Origin of the sequence: Rhizobium sp. 62_C5_N11_2 (assembly GCF_051811185.1) — a bacterium.
GTDB classification, from domain to species: domain Bacteria; phylum Pseudomonadota; class Alphaproteobacteria; order Rhizobiales; family Rhizobiaceae; genus Rhizobium; species Rhizobium leguminosarum.
Map to the genome: position 1 here is coordinate 62044 of NZ_JBPWPW010000001.1, position 15496 is coordinate 77539.

Consider the following 15496-nt stretch of genomic DNA (forward strand, 5'->3'; position numbering starts at 1 on the left):
AATGTCTCTTCGCATCATCTTCATGGGAACGCCGGAGTTCTCGGTCCCGACCCTGCGCCTACTCGTCGATGCCGGGCACAGGATCGTTGCGGTCTATACGCAGCCGCCACGGCCGGGTGGGCGGCGCGGCCTCGATCTGCAGAAATCGCCGGTGCATCAGGCGGCCGAGCTGCTCGGCCTGCCGGTCTTCACCCCGGTCAATTTCAAGGACCCCGAGGAGCGCGAGAGGTTTCGCGCTTTCAATGCCGACGCCGGCGTCGTCGTTGCCTACGGACTGTTGCTGCCGGAAGCGATTTTGAACGGCACAAGGGATGGCTGCTACAACGGCCATGCCTCGCTGCTGCCGCGCTGGCGCGGTGCTGCTCCGATCCAGCGGGCGATCATGGCCGGCGACGCAAAAACCGGCATGATGGTGATGAAGATGGACAAGGGTCTGGATACCGGCGCCGTCGCGCTGACCCGCGAGGTTGAGATCGGCCCGAACATGACGGCTGGCGAGCTGCACGACAGGCTGATGCTCGTGGGCGCCAAGGCGATGGCGGAAGCCATGGTGAAACTCGAGATGAACGACCTGCCGCTGACGCCGCAGCCGGAAGACGGCGTGCTCTATGCCGCCAAGATCGACAAGGCCGAGACGCGCATCGATTTTTCCAGGGATGCCAGGGACGTGCACAATCACATCCGCGGCCTGGCGCCGTTTCCGGGGGCCTGGTTCGAGCTCGAAATCGGCGGCAAGCCGGAGCGGGTGAAGGTGCTGGCTTCCGAACTGGCTGAAGGGCAGGGTGCTGACGGGCAATTGCTGACGGATGATCTCGTGGTCGCCTGCGCCTTGGGCGCGGTGCGGCTGACCAGGCTGCAGAAGGCCGGCGGCAAACCGCTGGCGGCGGCCGATTTCCTCAGGGGCACCCCGCTTGCGGCGGGCACGAGGCTTACCTGATGCCGCGTTTCCGCATGACCGTCGAATATGACGGCGGCCCCTATGTCGGCTGGCAGCGGCAGGAGAACGGCCCCTCGGTGCAGGGCGCGATCGAGGCCGCGGTGCTGTCGCTGACCGGCGAGACGGTGTCGATCCGCGGCGCCGGACGCACTGATTCCGGCGTCCATGCCATGGGGCAGGTGATCCATGCCGATCTTTCGAAGGTGTGGTCGCCCTACCAGCTGCAGAATGCGTTGAACGCGCATCTGAGGCTCGCCGCCGAGCGCGTCTCCATACTCGACGTTGAGGCGGTTGCCGATTTCTTCGATGCGCGCTTTTCGGCGCTGCGGCGCCATTACCTCTATCGCATCGTCAGTCGCCGGGCGCCGCTGGCGCTTGAAGCCGGCAAGGCCTGGTGGGTGCCGAAGGTGCTCGATCACGAGGTCATGCACGCTGCCGCCCAGAGGCTGGTCGGCAGGCACGATTTCTCCACCTTCCGCGCCGCCCATTGCCAGGCAAACAGCCCGGTGCGCACGCTCGACCGGCTGGAAGTGACGCGCAATGGCGAACTGATCGAGATCCGCGCCACGGCGCAGAGTTTTCTCCACAACCAGATCCGTTCGTTCGCCGGCACGCTGAAGCTCGCCGGCGAAGGCAAATGGACGCCTGATGATGTCGAGGCAGCGCTTGAGGCGCGCGACCGCAAGGCCTGCGGCCCGGTGGCGCCGCCGGACGGACTCTATTTCATGCAGGTGGATTATCCCGAGGTGATCGTCGATCGCCGAAGGCCGGTCACCGATACTGATGATGATCTGTCATGAAAATACCGCTCCAGCAGGAGCCTGATCAGGCGGGATAGATGCCGAGGAAGTGCTGCAGATATTCCGAAAGGATCATCGATGGCACGAGCAGCACCAGCGTCAGCGCTCCGACCATCAGCGTGTGACCGTGGCAGATCATCCGGAGGATGCGCGCCAGCACGAAGACCTGCGCCAGCATGAAGGCGAGCAGCAGCAGCGAGACGAGGCCGACGGAGCCGGGCAGGAAGAACACCAGCGCCAGCAGCAGCCCGTTGATATAGGAGAGCGGCACGCCGAGCCAGTTGACGCTGACGACGACCGGGGCGAAACGCTCGCCCATGCGGACGGCAAGCAGCAGCAGCCCGGCAAAGACCAGCGGCACGAACCAGTTGGCGACCTCGACGAGGCCGAGCCTGATATAGAAGGCAAAGTTGACATCGGCTTCGGGCGGCATCGACCGCAGAAAGGCCTGTCGCCACCAGAGCCAGGAAATACCCATCGGTGGCAGGCACCAGAGCATCGCCCAGAACGAACGATTGACGCCGCGCTCGGACATATCGAGGTAGCGGAAGCCGCGCGGATCCAGCCGGATCAGCAGCCAGAGGCCGGCCAGGTAATATTGAACCTCCCTAAAGCCCGGCATTGGCAAACCAGCGGGCGATGAAGGTTTGGTAGATCGCCGTCAGCGTCTCCAGATCGGCGACGGCGACGCGCTCGTCGACCATGTGCATCGTCTGGCCGACGAGGCCGAACTCGACGACCGGGCAATAATCCTTGATGAAGCGCGCATCCGATGTGCCGCCGGTGGTCGAAAGTCGCGGCGACTGGCCGGAAACGCTTTCGACGGCTGAAGACAGCGAGGCGATCAGCGCATTGTTGCGCGTCAGGAAGACATGGCTCGGCCGATCGGCCCAGACGATATCGTAGGCCACCGGCTTGCGGTCCGGCCGCAACGCGCCGTCCCGGGCAGCAACGTCCAGACGGCGCAGGATTTCGGCACGCAGCGTTTCAACGGTCCAGCTGTCGTTGAAGCGGATGTTGAAGCTTGCCGATGCCTTGGCCGGAATGACGTTGGTCGCCGGATTGCCGACATCGACCGTGGTCACTTCGAGATTCGACGGCTGGAAATCGTCGGTGCCGCCGTCAAACGGCGGGTTCATCAGCGCGTGAGCGAGCTGCAGCATGCCGCGCACCGGATTGTCGGCAAGATGCGGATAGGCGGCATGACCCTGGACGCCATGAACAGTGATTTTACCCGACAGCGAGCCACGCCGGCCGATCTTGATCATGTCGCCGAGCCTGTCCGGATTGGTCGGCTCGCCGACGAGGCAGGCATCCCAGCTTTCGCCGCGTTCGGCCGCCCATTGCAGCAGCTTGATCGTGCCGTTGATCGCCGGCCCTTCCTCGTCGCCGGTGATCAGGAAGGAGATCGAGCCCTTGGGCGGCCCGTTTTTCTCGATATGCCGGGCGACGGCGGCGACGAAACAGGCAATACCGCCCTTCATGTCGACGGCGCCGCGGCCGAAAAGCTCGCCCTTGGAAATCTCGGCGGCAAACGGCGGATGCGTCCATGCGGTTTCGTCGCCGACCGGCACGACATCGGTATGGCCGGCAAACATCAGATGCGGGCCATCCTTGCCGAGGCGGGCATAGAGGTTTTCGATGTCGGGCGTTCCCGCTTCGCTCGCCTTCACCCTGTCGACCGTAAAGCCGAGCGGCGCAAGCATCGCCTCCAGCGCCGACAGTGCGCCACCTTCGGCGGGCGTCACGGACGGGCAGCGAATCAGTGTCTGGAGATTGGCGACGGGGTCGGTAGCGGTCATGGCGGTCGAACTATCCGGCGGGAATGGCAAAGACATGGCAAGGCGGGGCCGCCTCGCGTAAAAAGACGCCGTCTGTTTACCGGATCAACGTCCCGGTGTCATCAATCTCTGAGCAGCTCGTTGATGCCGGTCTTCGAGCGGGTCTTCTCATCGACGCGCTTGACGATGACGGCGCAGTAGAGATGCGGCGCCGGCTGGCCGTTGCCCATCGTCGCATTGCCCGACGGCATCGAGCCGGCGACGACGACGGAATAGGGCGGCACTTCGCCGTAGGTCACCTCGCCGGTGGCGCGGTCGACGATCTTGGTCGACTTGCCGATATAGACGCCCATGCCGAGCACCGAGCCTTCGCGGATGATGCAGCCTTCAACCACCTCGGAACGGGCGCCGATGAAGCAATTGTCCTCGATGATCGTCGGGCCGGCCTGCATCGGTTCCAGCACGCCGCCGATGCCGACGCCGCCGGAGAGATGCACATGCTTGCCGATCTGCGCGCAGGAGCCGACCGTGGCCCAGGTATCGACCATCGTGCCTTCGCCGACATAGGCGCCGAGATTGACGAAGGAGGGCATCAGGATCGCGTTCGGGGCGATATAGGCCGAGCGGCGCACGACGCAGTTCGGCACGGCGCGGAAGCCGGCGGCGCGGAAGTGGTTCTCGCCCCAGCCCTCGAATTTCGAAGGAACCTTGTCCCACCAGGTGGAGTTGCCCGAGCCGCCCTTCACCACATCCATGTCGTTGAGGCGGAAGGACAGCAGCACGGCCTTCTTCAGCCATTGATTGACCGTCCAGGCACCGTCGGCGGAGCGTTCGGCAACGCGGGCCTGGCCGGCATCGAGCAGATCGAGTGCTGATTCGACCGCATCGCGAACCTCGCCCTTCGTCGACGTGTTCACATTGTCGCGATTGTCGAAGGCGGCTTCGATGATCTTTTCGAGGGATGCGAGGTCGGTGGCGCTCATGAGAATTCCTTAAACTTCGATCTTTATCGTGGAGACGGCGGGGTCTCCGGAATTGCGGTTGGCGGGGTTTACCCTGCTCTACAGCATGAAGCCGTAGAACGGAATGATTTTTCCGACAAGATCATACCTGGATTCAAGGCGTTATAGCGACATATCCGGCTTCGTAGCCGGCAATACTGAAAGGCATTTCGACATGGCGAAGGGACGAAACGGCGGTTCGCGGCGCAAGGATGGCGTATGGGACCCGCTGAAGAGCAGCTCAACCGACAGGCAGCGCGCCGAAGCCGTGCCGAAGACGCCGCAGACGATGTCGCCTGCCTACCGCCTTGCCTATGTCGACGAGGATTTCCTCTGCCGCGAGGAGTTGCGGCCGATCCGCCTGCAGCTGGAACTGATGAAGCCGGAGATGATGCTGACCGAACGCGGCATCAGGTCGACCGTCGTCATGTTCGGCGGCGCCCGCATTCCCGCCCCCGGCCAGAGCGCCTGGGCGGCCCGCAACGATATCCAGCGCGTCAACCTGGAGGCGGCTTCCGTCTATTATGACGAGGCGCGCAAATTCGCCCGGCTCTGCTCGAAATATTCTGCCACCTTCAATTTCCACGAATATGTCATCGTCACCGGCGGCGGCCCTGGCGTGATGGAGGCCGGCAATCGCGGCGCGGCCGACGAGGGCGCCCCTTCGATCGGCCTCAACATCGTACTGCCGCACGAGCAGGCGCCGAACGCCTATGTGACGCCGGAACTCAGCTTCAACTTCCACTATTTTGCCATCCGCAAGATGCATTTCATGGTGCGCGCCAAGGCGATCGCCGTCTTTCCCGGCGGCTTCGGCACGCTCGACGAATTCTTCGAATGCCTGACGCTGATCCAGACCGGCCGCATGGAGCGCCTGCCGCTGATCCTTTTCGGGGAGGCGTTCTGGCGGAGCATCATCAATTTCGACGCATTGGCGGAATTCGGGACGATTGCGCCCGACGACGTCAAGCTGATCAGCTTCGTCGATACGGCCGAAGAGGCATGGAAGATCGTCCAGAATTTCTACGAACACCGCGAATAGGCGCTTCGGAGGGACACGCTGCAGAGCCTCTCCCCGTCGAGACGGGGAAAGGCAAGGGCAAGTCGTCGTCCGGCCTTAGAGCAATTCCAGCAAAAGTGCGTAGCGGTTTTGCGTCCGGAATTGCGTGAAAACAAAGAGATAGAGCATGATGCCGAAAAGTGTGAGCGGTTTTCGGACGACATCATGCTCTCACTCTTTAACTTAGAACAGGATTGAGATTTTAGGCCGATCCGGCCTAAAAATCCTGTTCTAGAGCAGCGGCCGGTCCGGCATGTCGTCGATCGAGATGACGCCGTCCTTGTTGCGGTCCATCCGGGTGAACAGCTTGTCGAAGGCGGCTTCGGCTTCCTGTTTGGAAATCTGGCCGTTCTGGTCGGTGTCGACCCGGTGCATCATGATCGAGGCACGCATGATGTTGCCGCCATGGCGCATCCAGCGCTGTCCGTCACGACCACCATGACCATCGCGCGGCGGCCGTCCTTGGTCGTTGTTGTCCGGCGTCGCGGCTGCGGCGTTCGCATCCTTGTTTTCGCCGGCCTCCTGCTTGCGCTGATCTCTCATCGCCTGCATCTGCGTTTGCCGGTACTCACGGATTTCGCCCGGTGTCAGCGAACCGTCCTTGTTGGTGTCGATCGCGGCGAAGAGCTTGTCGATGCCGGCCGTCGCCTCGTCCTTGGAGACCTTCCCGTCCTTGTTCGCGTCGAACTGCTTGAGCATGCGGACATAGGTGATTTCGCGGAAGGCGGCAGCCCCCGGACCGTGCATGCCGGCGTGCTGGCGCGGCCCGTCGCCGGGTGCGGCAAAGCCTGCCCCGGCGGTTGCACCGAAGATGAGGGTGGAGGAAAGCGCTGCCAGTATCAGCTTGTTGCGGTACATCGTGTTTGCCTTTCGTAAGGTGTCCCCTCACGAAAGAAGATATGGCCGCAGTCCCGGAAGACCCAGTTAAACATCGGTAAGCTGAGTGAAAACTTGGTAATCTAATGCATGTCGCTCAAAACTGTGCAGCGGTTTTGGGAGAGCGACATGCATCAAATGAAGACCTAAAGCCGTCAGCTGGTAGCCTTGCCGAGGCCGATAATCTTGCGGAGAAAAGCGGCGAGATCGTCGGTGACGAAATCGATATGATCCTCCTCGCCGCTGGTCTTTTCCCACCATTCGACGACCGTCTCTTCCAGATTGCGCGGCACGAGCAGTACGGTCTGCATGCCGAGCGCCTTCGGCACCGTCAGGTTGCGCGGTAGATCCTCGAACATGGCGGCCTTGGTGGTTTCGACCCGCTTCAGCGCTGTGAACTTGTCGTAGGTCGCCTGCGCCGGCTTCGGCACGTAGTCGGCAGCGACGATATCGAAGATGTCGTCGAAATGATCGAGAATGCCGAGCGCCTCCGCCGTCATTTCGGCATGCTTGACGCTGCCATTGGTGAAGATGAACTTGCGCCCCGGCAGCGCCTTGATCGCCTCGCCGAGTTCCGGCTGCGGCGTCAGCGCCGTGTAGTCGATCGCATGTGCCTTTTCGAGGAAGTCGTTCGGGTCGATGCCGTGATGGATCATCAAGCCCTGCAGCGTCGTGCCATGGTCGAGGTAATATTGCTTCTGCAGCTTGCGCGCCTCTTCCCGCTCCATCTGCAAAAGTGCCGCGACATAGGCGGTCATGTTCTTGTCGATCTGCGCGAAGAGATTGACATGATGCGGATAGAGCGTGTTGTCGAGGTCGAAGACCCAGTCTGTGACGTGCTCGAAATCGGATTTATCAGGCGTGCGGTCGATCTTGGTCATGGCGGTCTTATGGCACGGCTGCTGCCGCAAGGAAATCGACAAGAAAGAATAGACGCCCGATTTTCGGCGGACGGCGCAGGTACGGAATGTTAGAAAGCGGTCATGCTTTTCGAACGCCCCGACGATGATACGCTCTATGATGCCCTGATCGCGCGCAGCGCCGATTATGAGGGGCAGGCCTATGTCTGCGTGAAGACGACAGGCATCTTCTGTCGCCTGACCTGCCCGGCGCGCAAGCCTAAGCGGGAAAATACGATCTTTTTCGACACGATCGCTGCCTGTATGCATTCCGGCTTCCGCCCGTGCCAGCGCTGCAGGCCGCTGGAGCAGCCGGGCAGGGAGCCGATCGTCGATGAGCTGCTTGCCGCACTGGACGGCGAGCCGCAGCTGCGCTGGACCGAAGATGAGCTCGTGCGCCGGGGCCACGATCCCTCGACCGTGCGTCGCGCCTTCAAGCGGGCGCTCGGCATGACCTTTCACGATATCGTCCGTTATCGCCGGTTGGGTGAAGCGGCCCGGCAACTGGCCGATGGCGCGCGCGTCATCGATGCGCAGCTTGAGGCGGGATATGAGTCTCCAAGTGGTTTCCGGACGGCTTTTCAGCGGCTCGTCGGCAAGGCGCCGGCGCTGTCGCAGAACCGTGAACTTCTCTTTGCCGACTGGCTCGAGACGCCGCTCGGACCGATGGTGGCCGTTGCCGACCAGACGCATCTCCACCTTCTCGAATTCCACGATCGCAAGGCACTGCCGACCGAGCTCGAGGCGCTGCAGAAGCGTGTCCGCTCCTCGGTTGCGATCGGCCGCACGCCGGCGATCGACCAGATCGAGGCCGAAATCCGGGATTATTTCGATGGGCGGCTGACGGTCTTCAGGACGCCATTGGCGCTCGGCGGCACGCCCTTCGAAAAACATGTCTGGGCAAAGCTCATCGATATCCCTGCCGGCCAGACGCGCGCCTATGGCGATCTTGCAAGGGAGATGGAAAGGCCTGAAGTGGTGCGTGCCGTCGGCCGCGCCAATGGGGCCAACCAGCTTGCCATCATCGTACCCTGCCATCGCATCCTCGGCGCGGATGGTTCGTTGACCGGCTATGGCGGGGGGCTCTGGCGCAAGCAATGGCTGCTGCGGCATGAACAGAAGATCAGCACGCAAGCAAAGATGGAGGAGACAGCATGAACCAGAACGAAAAGGCCAGGGCATTTGGCGCATTGCACCGCAAGGGCGCCCCGGTTGTTCTCTACAATATCTGGGATGCCGGGACAGCGAAGGCGGTTGCCGATGCCGGCGCCAAGGCGCTTGCCACAGGAAGCTGGTCGGTTGCCGCAGCCCATGGTTATGCCGACGGCGAAAAGCTGCCGATGTCGGTGCTGGTCGAGACGGCAAGATCCATCACCGCTGTCGTCGATCTGCCGCTTTCTGTCGATTTCGAAGGCGCCTATTCGGCCGAGCCTGAGGGGGCCGCCGCCAACGTCGCCAAGCTGGTGGAGGTCGGCGCCGTCGGCATCAATTTCGAGGATCAGGTGGTCGGCGGTGGCGGGCTCTATCCGGCCGAGAGGCAGGCGGCCCGCATCCGCGCCATTCGCGCCATGGCGGAAGGCAAGGGCATTGCCTTCTTCATCAATGCCCGCACCGATCTGTTCCTGGCCGAGAGCGATCTTGCCAAACATGCCGGTCTGGTGGACGAGGCGATCGAGCGAGGCAAGGCCTATGCGGCCGCCGGCGGCAGCGGCTTCTTCGTTCCCGGTCTGATCGATCCCGCCTTGATCGAGAAGATCTGCGCCGCATCGCCGCTGCCGGTCAACATCATGATGCGGGCAGGCGCCCCTGAGGTGAAGACGCTCGCCAAGCTCGGTGTCGGCCGCGTCAGCTATGGTCCGGGGCCCTACCGGTCGATGATGGAAAAGTTGAAACAGGAGGCGGCGGCGATTTATAGCCTGCTCTGACGTCGAATGCCCGAGGGCCGCAGATCTGGTGCGAAAGGCTGCGGCCCGGAATGAAATCTCGTTCTGCTCAGGAACGGAAGCGCAGATTCCGCCGGCTGAGCTGGCTGACCGAGGTGCAGCCCATCAGCTTCATGCCGCGCTCGATCTCGGTGCGCATCGTCTCCAGCGCCCGTTCGACGCCGGGCTGTCCGGCAGCGGCAAGCGGGAAGAGATAGTAGCGCCCGAGCCCGACGGCCTTCGCCCCCAGCGACAGCGCTTTAAGAACATGCGTTCCCCGCTGCACGCCGCCATCCATCATCACGTCGATCCGGTCGCCCACGGCGTCGACGATCTCGGCCAGCTGGTCGAATGCGCTGCGCGAGCCGTCGAGCTGGCGCCCGCCATGATTGGAAAGCACGATGCCGCTGCAGCCGATCTCGGCCGCGCGCTTGGCGTCTTCAACCGACATGATGCCCTTCAGGCAGAATGGCCCGCCCCATTCGCGCACCATCTCCGCCACGTCGTCCCATGACATCGAGGGGTCCAGCATCTCGGTGAAGTATCGGCTGATCGACAGCGCGCCGCCATCCATCTTGACGTGGTTTTCGAGCTGCGGCAGCCGGAAGCGCTCGTGCGTCAGCCAGTCGATCGCCCAGGAAGGCTTGATCGCGAACTGGGTCATGCCGGCAAGATTGAGCTTGAAGGGAATGGCAAAGCCGGTGCGCTTGTCGCGCTCGCGGTTGCCGCCGGTGATGCTGTCGACCGTCAGCATCATCGCCTGCACGCCGGCATTTTTCGCTCGCGCCATCATCTCGCGGTTGAGGCCGCGGTCCTTGTGGAAATAGAACTGATAGACCTGCGGCCCGTTGCTGATCCGTCTGGCTTCCTCCAGGCTGATCGTGCCGAGCGAGGAGACGCCGAACATCGTGCCGTGTTTTGCCGCCGCCGCCGCGACCGCCCGCTCCCCCTGGTGGTGAAAAAGGCGCTGCAACGCCGTCGGTGAGCAATAGACCGGCATTGCGAGCTTCTGCCCCATGACGGTCACCGACATGTCGACCTCGGCCACACCGCGCAAAACGTCAGGCACCAGATCGCAAGCCTCGAAGGCCGCCGTATTGCGCCGGTACGTCACCTCGTCATCGGCACCGCCGTCGATATAGTCGAATATCGGTCCGGGAAGACGCCGTTTGGCCATGCGCCGGAAATCGTGAAAATTATAGCAGTCTGTCAGGCGCATTTCTTTCCCCGATACCCTGTTCCCGTGTGAGGAAGATCCGCCCTTCGCAAGTGAAGGGCGCAGCCTCGGTCAGGGAACGATCAGTGTTCCGACGCCGTGCTCGGTGAAGATCTCGAGCAGCACGGAGTGGGCGGTCTTGCCGTTCAGGATGACGACGCCCTGCACGCCGGCCTTGATCGCATCGATGCAGGTCTCGACCTTCGGGATCATGCCGCCCGAAATCGTGCCGTCGGCGATCAGCGCATGCGCTTCGGCGACGGAAAGCTCTTTCAGGAGCTGGCCGTTCTTGTCGAGCACGCCGGGCACATCGGTGAGGAACAGCAGCCGGGTGGCGTTGAGCGCGCCGGCAATGGCGCCGGCAAAGGTATCGGCATTGATATTGTAGGTGGCGCCGTCACGGCCAGGCGCGACGGGGGCGATGACCGGGATCATCTCGGAGCGGGCGAGCAGATCGAGCAGCGTGCGGTCGACCTCGACCACTTCGCCGACGAAGCCAAGATCAAGCACGCGCTCGATGTTCGAATCCGGATCCTTGACGGTCTTGCGCGCCTTTTCGGCGAAGACCATGTTGCCGTCCTTGCCGCAAAGGCCGATCGCCCATTCGCCGGTCTGGTTGATGAGCGCGACGATTTCCTTGTTGATCGAGCCGGCGAGCACCATCTCGACGATTTCGACCGTCTTTTGGTCGGTGACGCGAAGCCCGCCCTCGAATTTCGATTCGATGCCCATCTTGCTCAGCATGGCGCCGATCTGCGGGCCGCCGCCATGAACGACGATCGGGTTGACGCCGGATTGCTTCAAAAGGGCGATGTCGCTGGCAAAGGCCTTGCCGAGCTCGGGATTGCCCATGGCGTGGCCGCCATATTTCACGACAATCGTCTTGTTCTCGTAACGCTGCATGAAGGGCAGTGCCTTGGCCAGAAGCCGTGCCTGCATTTCGCTTTCGGTTTCGTTCATGGGAACCCCGCAGAATTGTTCGCGGCCTTTTATCGCAAGTTTCTGACAGAGGGAATAATCCAGAGGGCAATAGTTTTTCGTATCTGGCGCGGAGCGGGACGCTGTTACCGTCTGGCGCACGCAAGCTTGAGATGAGGAACGGCATGCAAGGCGATGACATCGCAGACCTGATCGGCCGCGTCGCACTCGGCGACCGCAGGGCTTTCGTGGCTCTCTACAATCAGACCGGACCGAAACTTTTCTCGATCTGCCTGCGTATCTTGAAGGATCGCACGGAAGCCGACGAGGCCCTGCAGGAAGTCTATATCAGCATCTGGCAGCGCGCGCGCAGCTTCTCCGTCGCCTCGGGTTCGTCATCGGCATGGCTGGCTGCGATTGCCCGCAACCGGTCGATCGATGCGCTGCGGGCGCGCAAGCCCGTCGCCGACGAACTGGACACGGTCTATGATCTTGCCGATGCCGGGCCCGACCCGGAAATGCAGACGGTGACGAAGGATGAAGGAAGGCGGATTGACACCTGCATGGAAGAGTTGGAAGCTGATCGCGCGGTCGCGGTGAAACGGGCTTATGTCGAAGGGCTGAGCTATCAGGAACTGGCCGATCAGTTTGGTGTCCCGCTGAACACGATGCGGACCTGGCTTAGGCGCAGCCTCTTGAAACTGAGAGAGTGCATGGAACGATGACATCGCCCGACAAAAGCAAGGGAGACCGCTCCCGCGACGAGGTTCTCGCCGGCGAATATGTGCTTGGCGTCCTGTCGCTGCAGGATCGCCGGGTGGTGGAAGAGCGCATGCGCCACGATCGGCCTTTCGCTGCGATCGTCAGCCGTTGGGAAACCAACCTCTCCTCCTTCAATGACGAGTATGAAGCCGCCGCTCCGAACCGGGAAACCTTCAAGCAGATCGAGGCGCGGCTTTTCGGCGATGGTCAAAGGCCCGCATCCTTTTCGCAAGGGCTCTGGAATTCCGCCGTTTTCTGGCGTTCGCTGAGCTTTGCTTGCATCGTCGTCGCCGTCAGCGCCGTCATCTTCGCTTCCGGCGTGGTGCCGGAGCCGCAGGGGCCGGCACCGCTGGTGGCCTCGCTTTCGGGCCAGAACAGCACCATCAATCTTCTCGCCTCCTATGAGCTGCAGAGCGGCCGGCTGAAGATCGTGCCGGTCGCCGCCGGCAAGCCGGAGGAGAAGTCGCTGGAACTCTGGCTGGTACCGGGCAGCGGCATGACGAGATCGCTCGGCGTCTTCCAGCCGGGCGAAAGCGGTGAACTTGTCATTCCCGCCGATCTGCGCAGCCAAGTCGCCGATGGCGCAACGCTTGCCGTCAGCCTCGAACCCTTCGGCGGTTCGCCGACCGGACAGGCGACCGGTCCGGTGATCGCAAGCGGCCCCTTGCACAGGCCGTAAATCGGGCGCCGGCCGTGAAATCATTTTCTCCTGTCTGAAACTCTTCGGCGTAGCCCTCCGTAGTTCGAATTGTCCGGACGACGCTCAGGCATAAGGCCCGCGGATGGTGTCCGGTGAGGAGAAAATCATGATCAAGTCCCTATTGCGCGGCTTCGCGCTCGCCACAGCCATGTCCGCCATCGCCTTTGCTGCCGCCAAGAACCCGGTGGTCGGCGGTGCTGCGATGTTCGATAGCAAGAACATCATCGAGAACGCCGTGAACTCCAAGGATCACACGACGCTGGTCGCCGCCGTCAAGGCCGCCGGCCTGGTCGGCACGCTCGAGGGCAAGGGCCCCTTCACCGTCTTTGCGCCGACCAACGAAGCCTTTGCCGCGCTGCCGAAAGGCACCGTCGATACGCTGCTGAAGCCGGAAAACAAGGCGACGCTGACTAAGGTTCTGACCTGCCACGTCGTTGCTGCCGATGCGATGGCCAAGACCGTTGCCAAGATGATCAAGGATGACGGCGGCGAGCACGACATCAAGACCGTCGGCGGCTGCGTGCTGAAAGCCAAGGAAAGCATGGGCAAGATCACGTTGACCGATGAAAACGGCGGCGTCTCCCATGTGACGATTGCCGACGTCAAGCAGTCGAACGGCGTCATCCACGTCGTCGACAAGGTGCTGCTGCCGAAGATGTAAGCCCGCTCGTATCGGCAGACGCATTGGGGCGCTCTTGGGGCGCCCCAAACACAAATCGATAAGGTGGCTAGCGCATAACCCCGAAAATCGGAATCGATTTTCGGAAAGGATTACGCGCAGATTCAAAGGGAAAGGCGGCGCTCTATCGGGCCGCTTCAACTCTCGGGAAGACGAGGGAGACACTCATGCCGGTGTCAGGGGACGAGCTCACTTCAACCTCGGCGCGGGCATTCTGTTTCAGCGACTGTACGATCATCGCGCTCAGCTTTCCCGGTTGCGGCCAGGTTACATCCTGGGGAAGACCGACCCCGTTATCAGCAACGGTGATCCTGCACCCGGTATCGCTGACGACACAGCGGAGCGTGATTTCGCCGCCATCACGCCCCACGAAGGCATGCTTCAGCGTATTGGTGAGGAGTTCGTTGATGACGAGACCGGCCGGCATGGCGACATCGACCGAAACCGGCCAGGTATCGACCTTCATGTCCAGCCGGATCCCTTCCACGGCGTGGGCCGCCATTACCGAGGCGGCAATCTGGCTGACATAGGTGCCAAGATCGACTGTGGCGCCTTTCTCTTCGTCCGACAGCGAGCGATAGAGCAGGGCCAAGGCTTCAATCCGCCCGGCCAGCCGTGCAAATCTCTCGCTTTCCTCATTCTGTTGAGCATTGCGCGCCTCCATTCGGATGAGCGCCGTGATCATCTGAAGATTGTTCTTCACGCGATGTTGAAGTTCCCGCAGAAGGACATCTTTCTCCGTCAGCAGTTCGCTGAAGCTCTCAGCGGCCGTCGCCTCATTGCGGGCAGCAAAGGCCACCAATCGGAAGAGTGGCGTGTCATCGTCGTCGACGATCGTATTCGACCAGACATCGACAATGACGGTACTCTCGGGTTCGGCGGCCAGCGAGAAGGCACCAATATACTCCTCCGCAGAGGTCACAGCGGCCGTGAGCGGCACCTCTCCGGAGACGGCGATGGACTCCAATTCAATTTCCGCCCAGGGTTTTCCCTGGACCGCGGTTGCCTCAAGCGCCGTCAGCCGTTCGAATTCGAGGTTGACGTAAATCAGCGGCTCGTCGCCACCGAGTTCGGAGACAGCCACCGCGAATGGCACATGATCGAGAAAGTGTCGAAACCGGTCGTCATCGAGGGCTTCGGCAAGATGGGGCAAGTTGCCGACGCCTTCCGGCGAAATCGGCGGGTCTTTGCTATCGGTCATCAAATATTACTCGTGGACGCGGCTGCTCCCGCACGGCAGGAGAACTAGGGTTGCTTTAAAAACTGCGGGGACGCAAGCGTTGATCGGCGGCTCGTCCATCGATTGCCGGCCCCAGGGTGATTTAAGCCCGGTCATAGGTAAATGACGTCAGCAGGGTCGTGACGAAATTGCTCGCCCTTTCCTTGACCAGGACTTCCGTCCATTCATCAGTCCCGCGCAGCCGCAAATCCGTGTAAATGCTGTCGACCGCCGCTTCTTCGATACGTTTGATATGGGTCCTGAACGACGCTTCGCCGCCGGCGTGATACATGTCTCTGATGACCATGCGCAGGATCTCCTGAATGGCGATCTGCCAGGCCGTATTGATCGATTGAAGTTCGTTCGCAGTCTCTGCCATTGACGCTTCCTTGGTTCGAGTGAATGCCAGCACGCCTTCGGCCATGCTGCAGCGCGCGATCTGCAAGCCCGTCCATTTCAGACGCGGTTTAAGTCTCGAGCCCTGTCGATCGGGTGGTGATCTCAGCGAGCCCTGGCGCGTTTGGCAATGAGGGCAGAGGTTGCCGACACCCGGTCACTCTGTTCCCTCGCAAGCCGGGCTTCCCGCAGCCGCAACGTCTTTGCCTGCTGCGATTGGGCGTCGGATTCGAGCTCTTCGGCCGCCTGGTTCTTCGCGAAGAACTGGGTCTGGACGCTGCCGAAGGCAATCTCCGCCCGCTGGCGAGATTTGCTGTATGTCTCTGTCAT

General features: G+C 62.1%; 18 protein-coding genes. 8 read left to right on the top strand and 10 right to left on the bottom strand.

Translation table 11 applies throughout. From position 1 onward, the window contains the following. Position 1 precedes the first annotated feature (1 nt). Both fmt and truA read left to right on the top strand, forming a co-directional pair. Complete coding sequence (gene fmt / locus AB8B31_RS00310; RefSeq protein ID WP_115157059.1) at positions 2-937, top strand: methionyl-tRNA formyltransferase; 936 nt, start codon at positions 2-4, stop codon at positions 935-937. Continuing rightward, complete coding sequence (gene truA, locus AB8B31_RS00315) at positions 937-1737, top strand: tRNA pseudouridine(38-40) synthase TruA (RefSeq protein ID WP_065276764.1); 801 nt, start codon at positions 937-939, stop codon at positions 1735-1737. Before fmt ends, truA begins: the two co-directional genes overlap by 1 nt. 25 nt (positions 1738-1762) lie before the next feature. On the opposite strand, the gene AB8B31_RS00320 is transcribed toward truA, so the two are convergent. The 3 genes from AB8B31_RS00320 to dapD all read right to left on the bottom strand — a co-directional run bounded on the left by AB8B31_RS00320 (position 1763) and on the right by dapD (position 4501). Continuing rightward, a complete protein-coding gene (locus AB8B31_RS00320) occupies positions 1763-2359 on the bottom strand; it encodes a hypothetical protein (protein ID WP_065276765.1) in 597 nt (198 codons plus the stop codon). Next, entirely contained in the window at positions 2346-3539 is a 1194-nt protein-coding gene (gene dapE, locus AB8B31_RS00325; protein WP_065276766.1) for a succinyl-diaminopimelate desuccinylase, read from the bottom strand. Before dapE ends, AB8B31_RS00320 begins: the two co-directional genes overlap by 14 nt. Positions 3540-3640: 101 nt before the next feature. Then, positions 3641-4501, bottom strand: a complete 861-nt coding sequence (gene dapD / locus AB8B31_RS00330) for a 2,3,4,5-tetrahydropyridine-2,6-dicarboxylate N-succinyltransferase (RefSeq protein WP_018447755.1) — start codon at positions 4499-4501, stop codon at positions 3641-3643. A 193-nt stretch (positions 4502-4694) separates the two neighbouring features. Here dapD and AB8B31_RS00335 point away from each other — a divergent pair, with 193 nt between their 5' ends. After that, on the top strand, positions 4695-5561 hold the full coding sequence (locus AB8B31_RS00335) for an LOG family protein (RefSeq protein WP_026230888.1): 867 nt from the start codon (positions 4695-4697) through the stop codon (positions 5559-5561). Between the two features lie 249 nt (positions 5562-5810). Here the strand turns inward: AB8B31_RS00335 and AB8B31_RS00340 are convergent, their stop codons facing one another. Both AB8B31_RS00340 and AB8B31_RS00345 read right to left on the bottom strand, forming a co-directional pair. Beyond that, on the bottom strand, positions 5811-6437 hold the full coding sequence (locus tag AB8B31_RS00340) for a calcium-binding protein (RefSeq protein ID WP_028731655.1): 627 nt from the start codon (positions 6435-6437) through the stop codon (positions 5811-5813). A 173-nt stretch (positions 6438-6610) separates the two neighbouring features. Continuing rightward, the gene (locus tag AB8B31_RS00345; RefSeq protein ID WP_018447752.1) at positions 6611-7336 is read right to left on the bottom strand and encodes a pyrimidine 5'-nucleotidase; all 726 of its coding nucleotides are present in this window, start codon (positions 7334-7336) and stop codon (positions 6611-6613) included. Positions 7337-7438: 102 nt separating this feature from the next. Here AB8B31_RS00345 and AB8B31_RS00350 point away from each other — a divergent pair, with 102 nt between their 5' ends. Next, positions 7439-8512, top strand: coding sequence for a bifunctional transcriptional activator/DNA repair enzyme AdaA (locus AB8B31_RS00350; protein ID WP_065276767.1), 1074 nt, complete (start codon positions 7439-7441; stop codon positions 8510-8512). Continuing rightward, positions 8509-9279 carry an isocitrate lyase/PEP mutase family protein gene (locus AB8B31_RS00355; RefSeq protein WP_047617232.1) on the top strand — a complete coding sequence of 257 codons (771 nt, stop codon included), beginning with the start codon at positions 8509-8511 and terminating at the stop codon, positions 9277-9279. Before AB8B31_RS00350 ends, AB8B31_RS00355 begins: the two co-directional genes overlap by 4 nt. A 67-nt stretch (positions 9280-9346) precedes the next feature. On the opposite strand, the gene AB8B31_RS00360 is transcribed toward AB8B31_RS00355, so the two are convergent. Together AB8B31_RS00360 and argB are read right to left on the bottom strand one after the other, a co-directional pair. Further along, the gene (locus AB8B31_RS00360) at positions 9347-10495 is read right to left on the bottom strand and encodes an alpha-hydroxy acid oxidase (protein WP_018244544.1); all 1149 of its coding nucleotides are present in this window, start codon (positions 10493-10495) and stop codon (positions 9347-9349) included. 69 nt (positions 10496-10564) lie between these two features. Beyond that, positions 10565-11452, bottom strand: coding sequence for an acetylglutamate kinase (gene argB, locus AB8B31_RS00365; RefSeq protein ID WP_018068726.1), 888 nt, complete (start codon positions 11450-11452; stop codon positions 10565-10567). Between the two features lie 143 nt (positions 11453-11595). Here argB and AB8B31_RS00370 point away from each other — a divergent pair, with 143 nt between their 5' ends. From AB8B31_RS00370 to AB8B31_RS00380, 3 genes are all read left to right on the top strand, one after another. Continuing rightward, positions 11596-12135, top strand: a complete 540-nt coding sequence (locus AB8B31_RS00370; protein ID WP_018244545.1) for a sigma-70 family RNA polymerase sigma factor — start codon at positions 11596-11598, stop codon at positions 12133-12135. Beyond that, positions 12132-12851, top strand: a complete 720-nt coding sequence (locus AB8B31_RS00375; protein WP_018447749.1) for an anti-sigma factor — start codon at positions 12132-12134, stop codon at positions 12849-12851. The genes AB8B31_RS00370 and AB8B31_RS00375 overlap by 4 nt, the downstream gene beginning before the upstream one ends. A gap of 127 nt (positions 12852-12978) precedes the next feature. Then, entirely contained in the window at positions 12979-13533 is a 555-nt protein-coding gene (locus AB8B31_RS00380; RefSeq protein WP_065276769.1) for a fasciclin domain-containing protein, read from the top strand. Between the two features lie 142 nt (positions 13534-13675). On the opposite strand, the gene AB8B31_RS00385 is transcribed toward AB8B31_RS00380, so the two are convergent. The 3 genes from AB8B31_RS00385 to AB8B31_RS00395 form a co-directional block, all read right to left on the bottom strand. Continuing rightward, positions 13676-14752, bottom strand: coding sequence for a sensor histidine kinase (locus tag AB8B31_RS00385; protein ID WP_047617223.1), 1077 nt, complete (start codon positions 14750-14752; stop codon positions 13676-13678). Positions 14753-14873: 121 nt separating this feature from the next. Beyond that, positions 14874-15149 (bottom strand): hypothetical protein, encoded by a 276-nt coding sequence (locus tag AB8B31_RS00390; RefSeq protein WP_065276786.1) that lies wholly within the window; start codon positions 15147-15149, stop codon positions 14874-14876. A gap of 122 nt (positions 15150-15271) precedes the next feature. Further along, positions 15272-15496: a hypothetical protein gene (locus AB8B31_RS00395; protein ID WP_028731647.1), complete on the bottom strand. Its 225-nt coding sequence runs from the start codon at positions 15494-15496 to the stop codon at positions 15272-15274.

Coding starts and splice junctions, on each gene's coding strand:
- fmt (WP_115157059.1), top strand. CDS start 2: ATGTCTCTTCGCATCATCTTCATGGGAACGCCGGAGTTCTCGGTCCCG.
- truA (WP_065276764.1), top strand. CDS start 937: ATGCCGCGTTTCCGCATGACCGTCGAATATGACGGCGGCCCCTATGTC.
- AB8B31_RS00320 (WP_065276765.1), bottom strand. CDS start 2,359: ATGCCGGGCTTTAGGGAGGTTCAATATTACCTGGCCGGCCTCTGGCTG.
- dapE (WP_065276766.1), bottom strand. CDS start 3,539: ATGACCGCTACCGACCCCGTCGCCAATCTCCAGACACTGATTCGCTGC.
- dapD (WP_018447755.1), bottom strand. CDS start 4,501: ATGAGCGCCACCGACCTCGCATCCCTCGAAAAGATCATCGAAGCCGCC.
- AB8B31_RS00335 (WP_026230888.1), top strand. CDS start 4,695: ATGGCGAAGGGACGAAACGGCGGTTCGCGGCGCAAGGATGGCGTATGG.
- AB8B31_RS00340 (WP_028731655.1), bottom strand. CDS start 6,437: ATGTACCGCAACAAGCTGATACTGGCAGCGCTTTCCTCCACCCTCATC.
- AB8B31_RS00345 (WP_018447752.1), bottom strand. CDS start 7,336: ATGACCAAGATCGACCGCACGCCTGATAAATCCGATTTCGAGCACGTC.
- AB8B31_RS00350 (WP_065276767.1), top strand. CDS start 7,439: ATGCTTTTCGAACGCCCCGACGATGATACGCTCTATGATGCCCTGATC.
- AB8B31_RS00355 (WP_047617232.1), top strand. CDS start 8,509: ATGAACCAGAACGAAAAGGCCAGGGCATTTGGCGCATTGCACCGCAAG.
- AB8B31_RS00360 (WP_018244544.1), bottom strand. CDS start 10,495: ATGCGCCTGACAGACTGCTATAATTTTCACGATTTCCGGCGCATGGCC.
- argB (WP_018068726.1), bottom strand. CDS start 11,452: ATGAACGAAACCGAAAGCGAAATGCAGGCACGGCTTCTGGCCAAGGCA.
- AB8B31_RS00370 (WP_018244545.1), top strand. CDS start 11,596: ATGCAAGGCGATGACATCGCAGACCTGATCGGCCGCGTCGCACTCGGC.
- AB8B31_RS00375 (WP_018447749.1), top strand. CDS start 12,132: ATGACATCGCCCGACAAAAGCAAGGGAGACCGCTCCCGCGACGAGGTT.
- AB8B31_RS00380 (WP_065276769.1), top strand. CDS start 12,979: ATGATCAAGTCCCTATTGCGCGGCTTCGCGCTCGCCACAGCCATGTCC.
- AB8B31_RS00385 (WP_047617223.1), bottom strand. CDS start 14,752: ATGACCGATAGCAAAGACCCGCCGATTTCGCCGGAAGGCGTCGGCAAC.
- AB8B31_RS00390 (WP_065276786.1), bottom strand. CDS start 15,149: ATGGCAGAGACTGCGAACGAACTTCAATCGATCAATACGGCCTGGCAG.
- AB8B31_RS00395 (WP_028731647.1), bottom strand. CDS start 15,496: ATGACAGAGACATACAGCAAATCTCGCCAGCGGGCGGAGATTGCCTTC.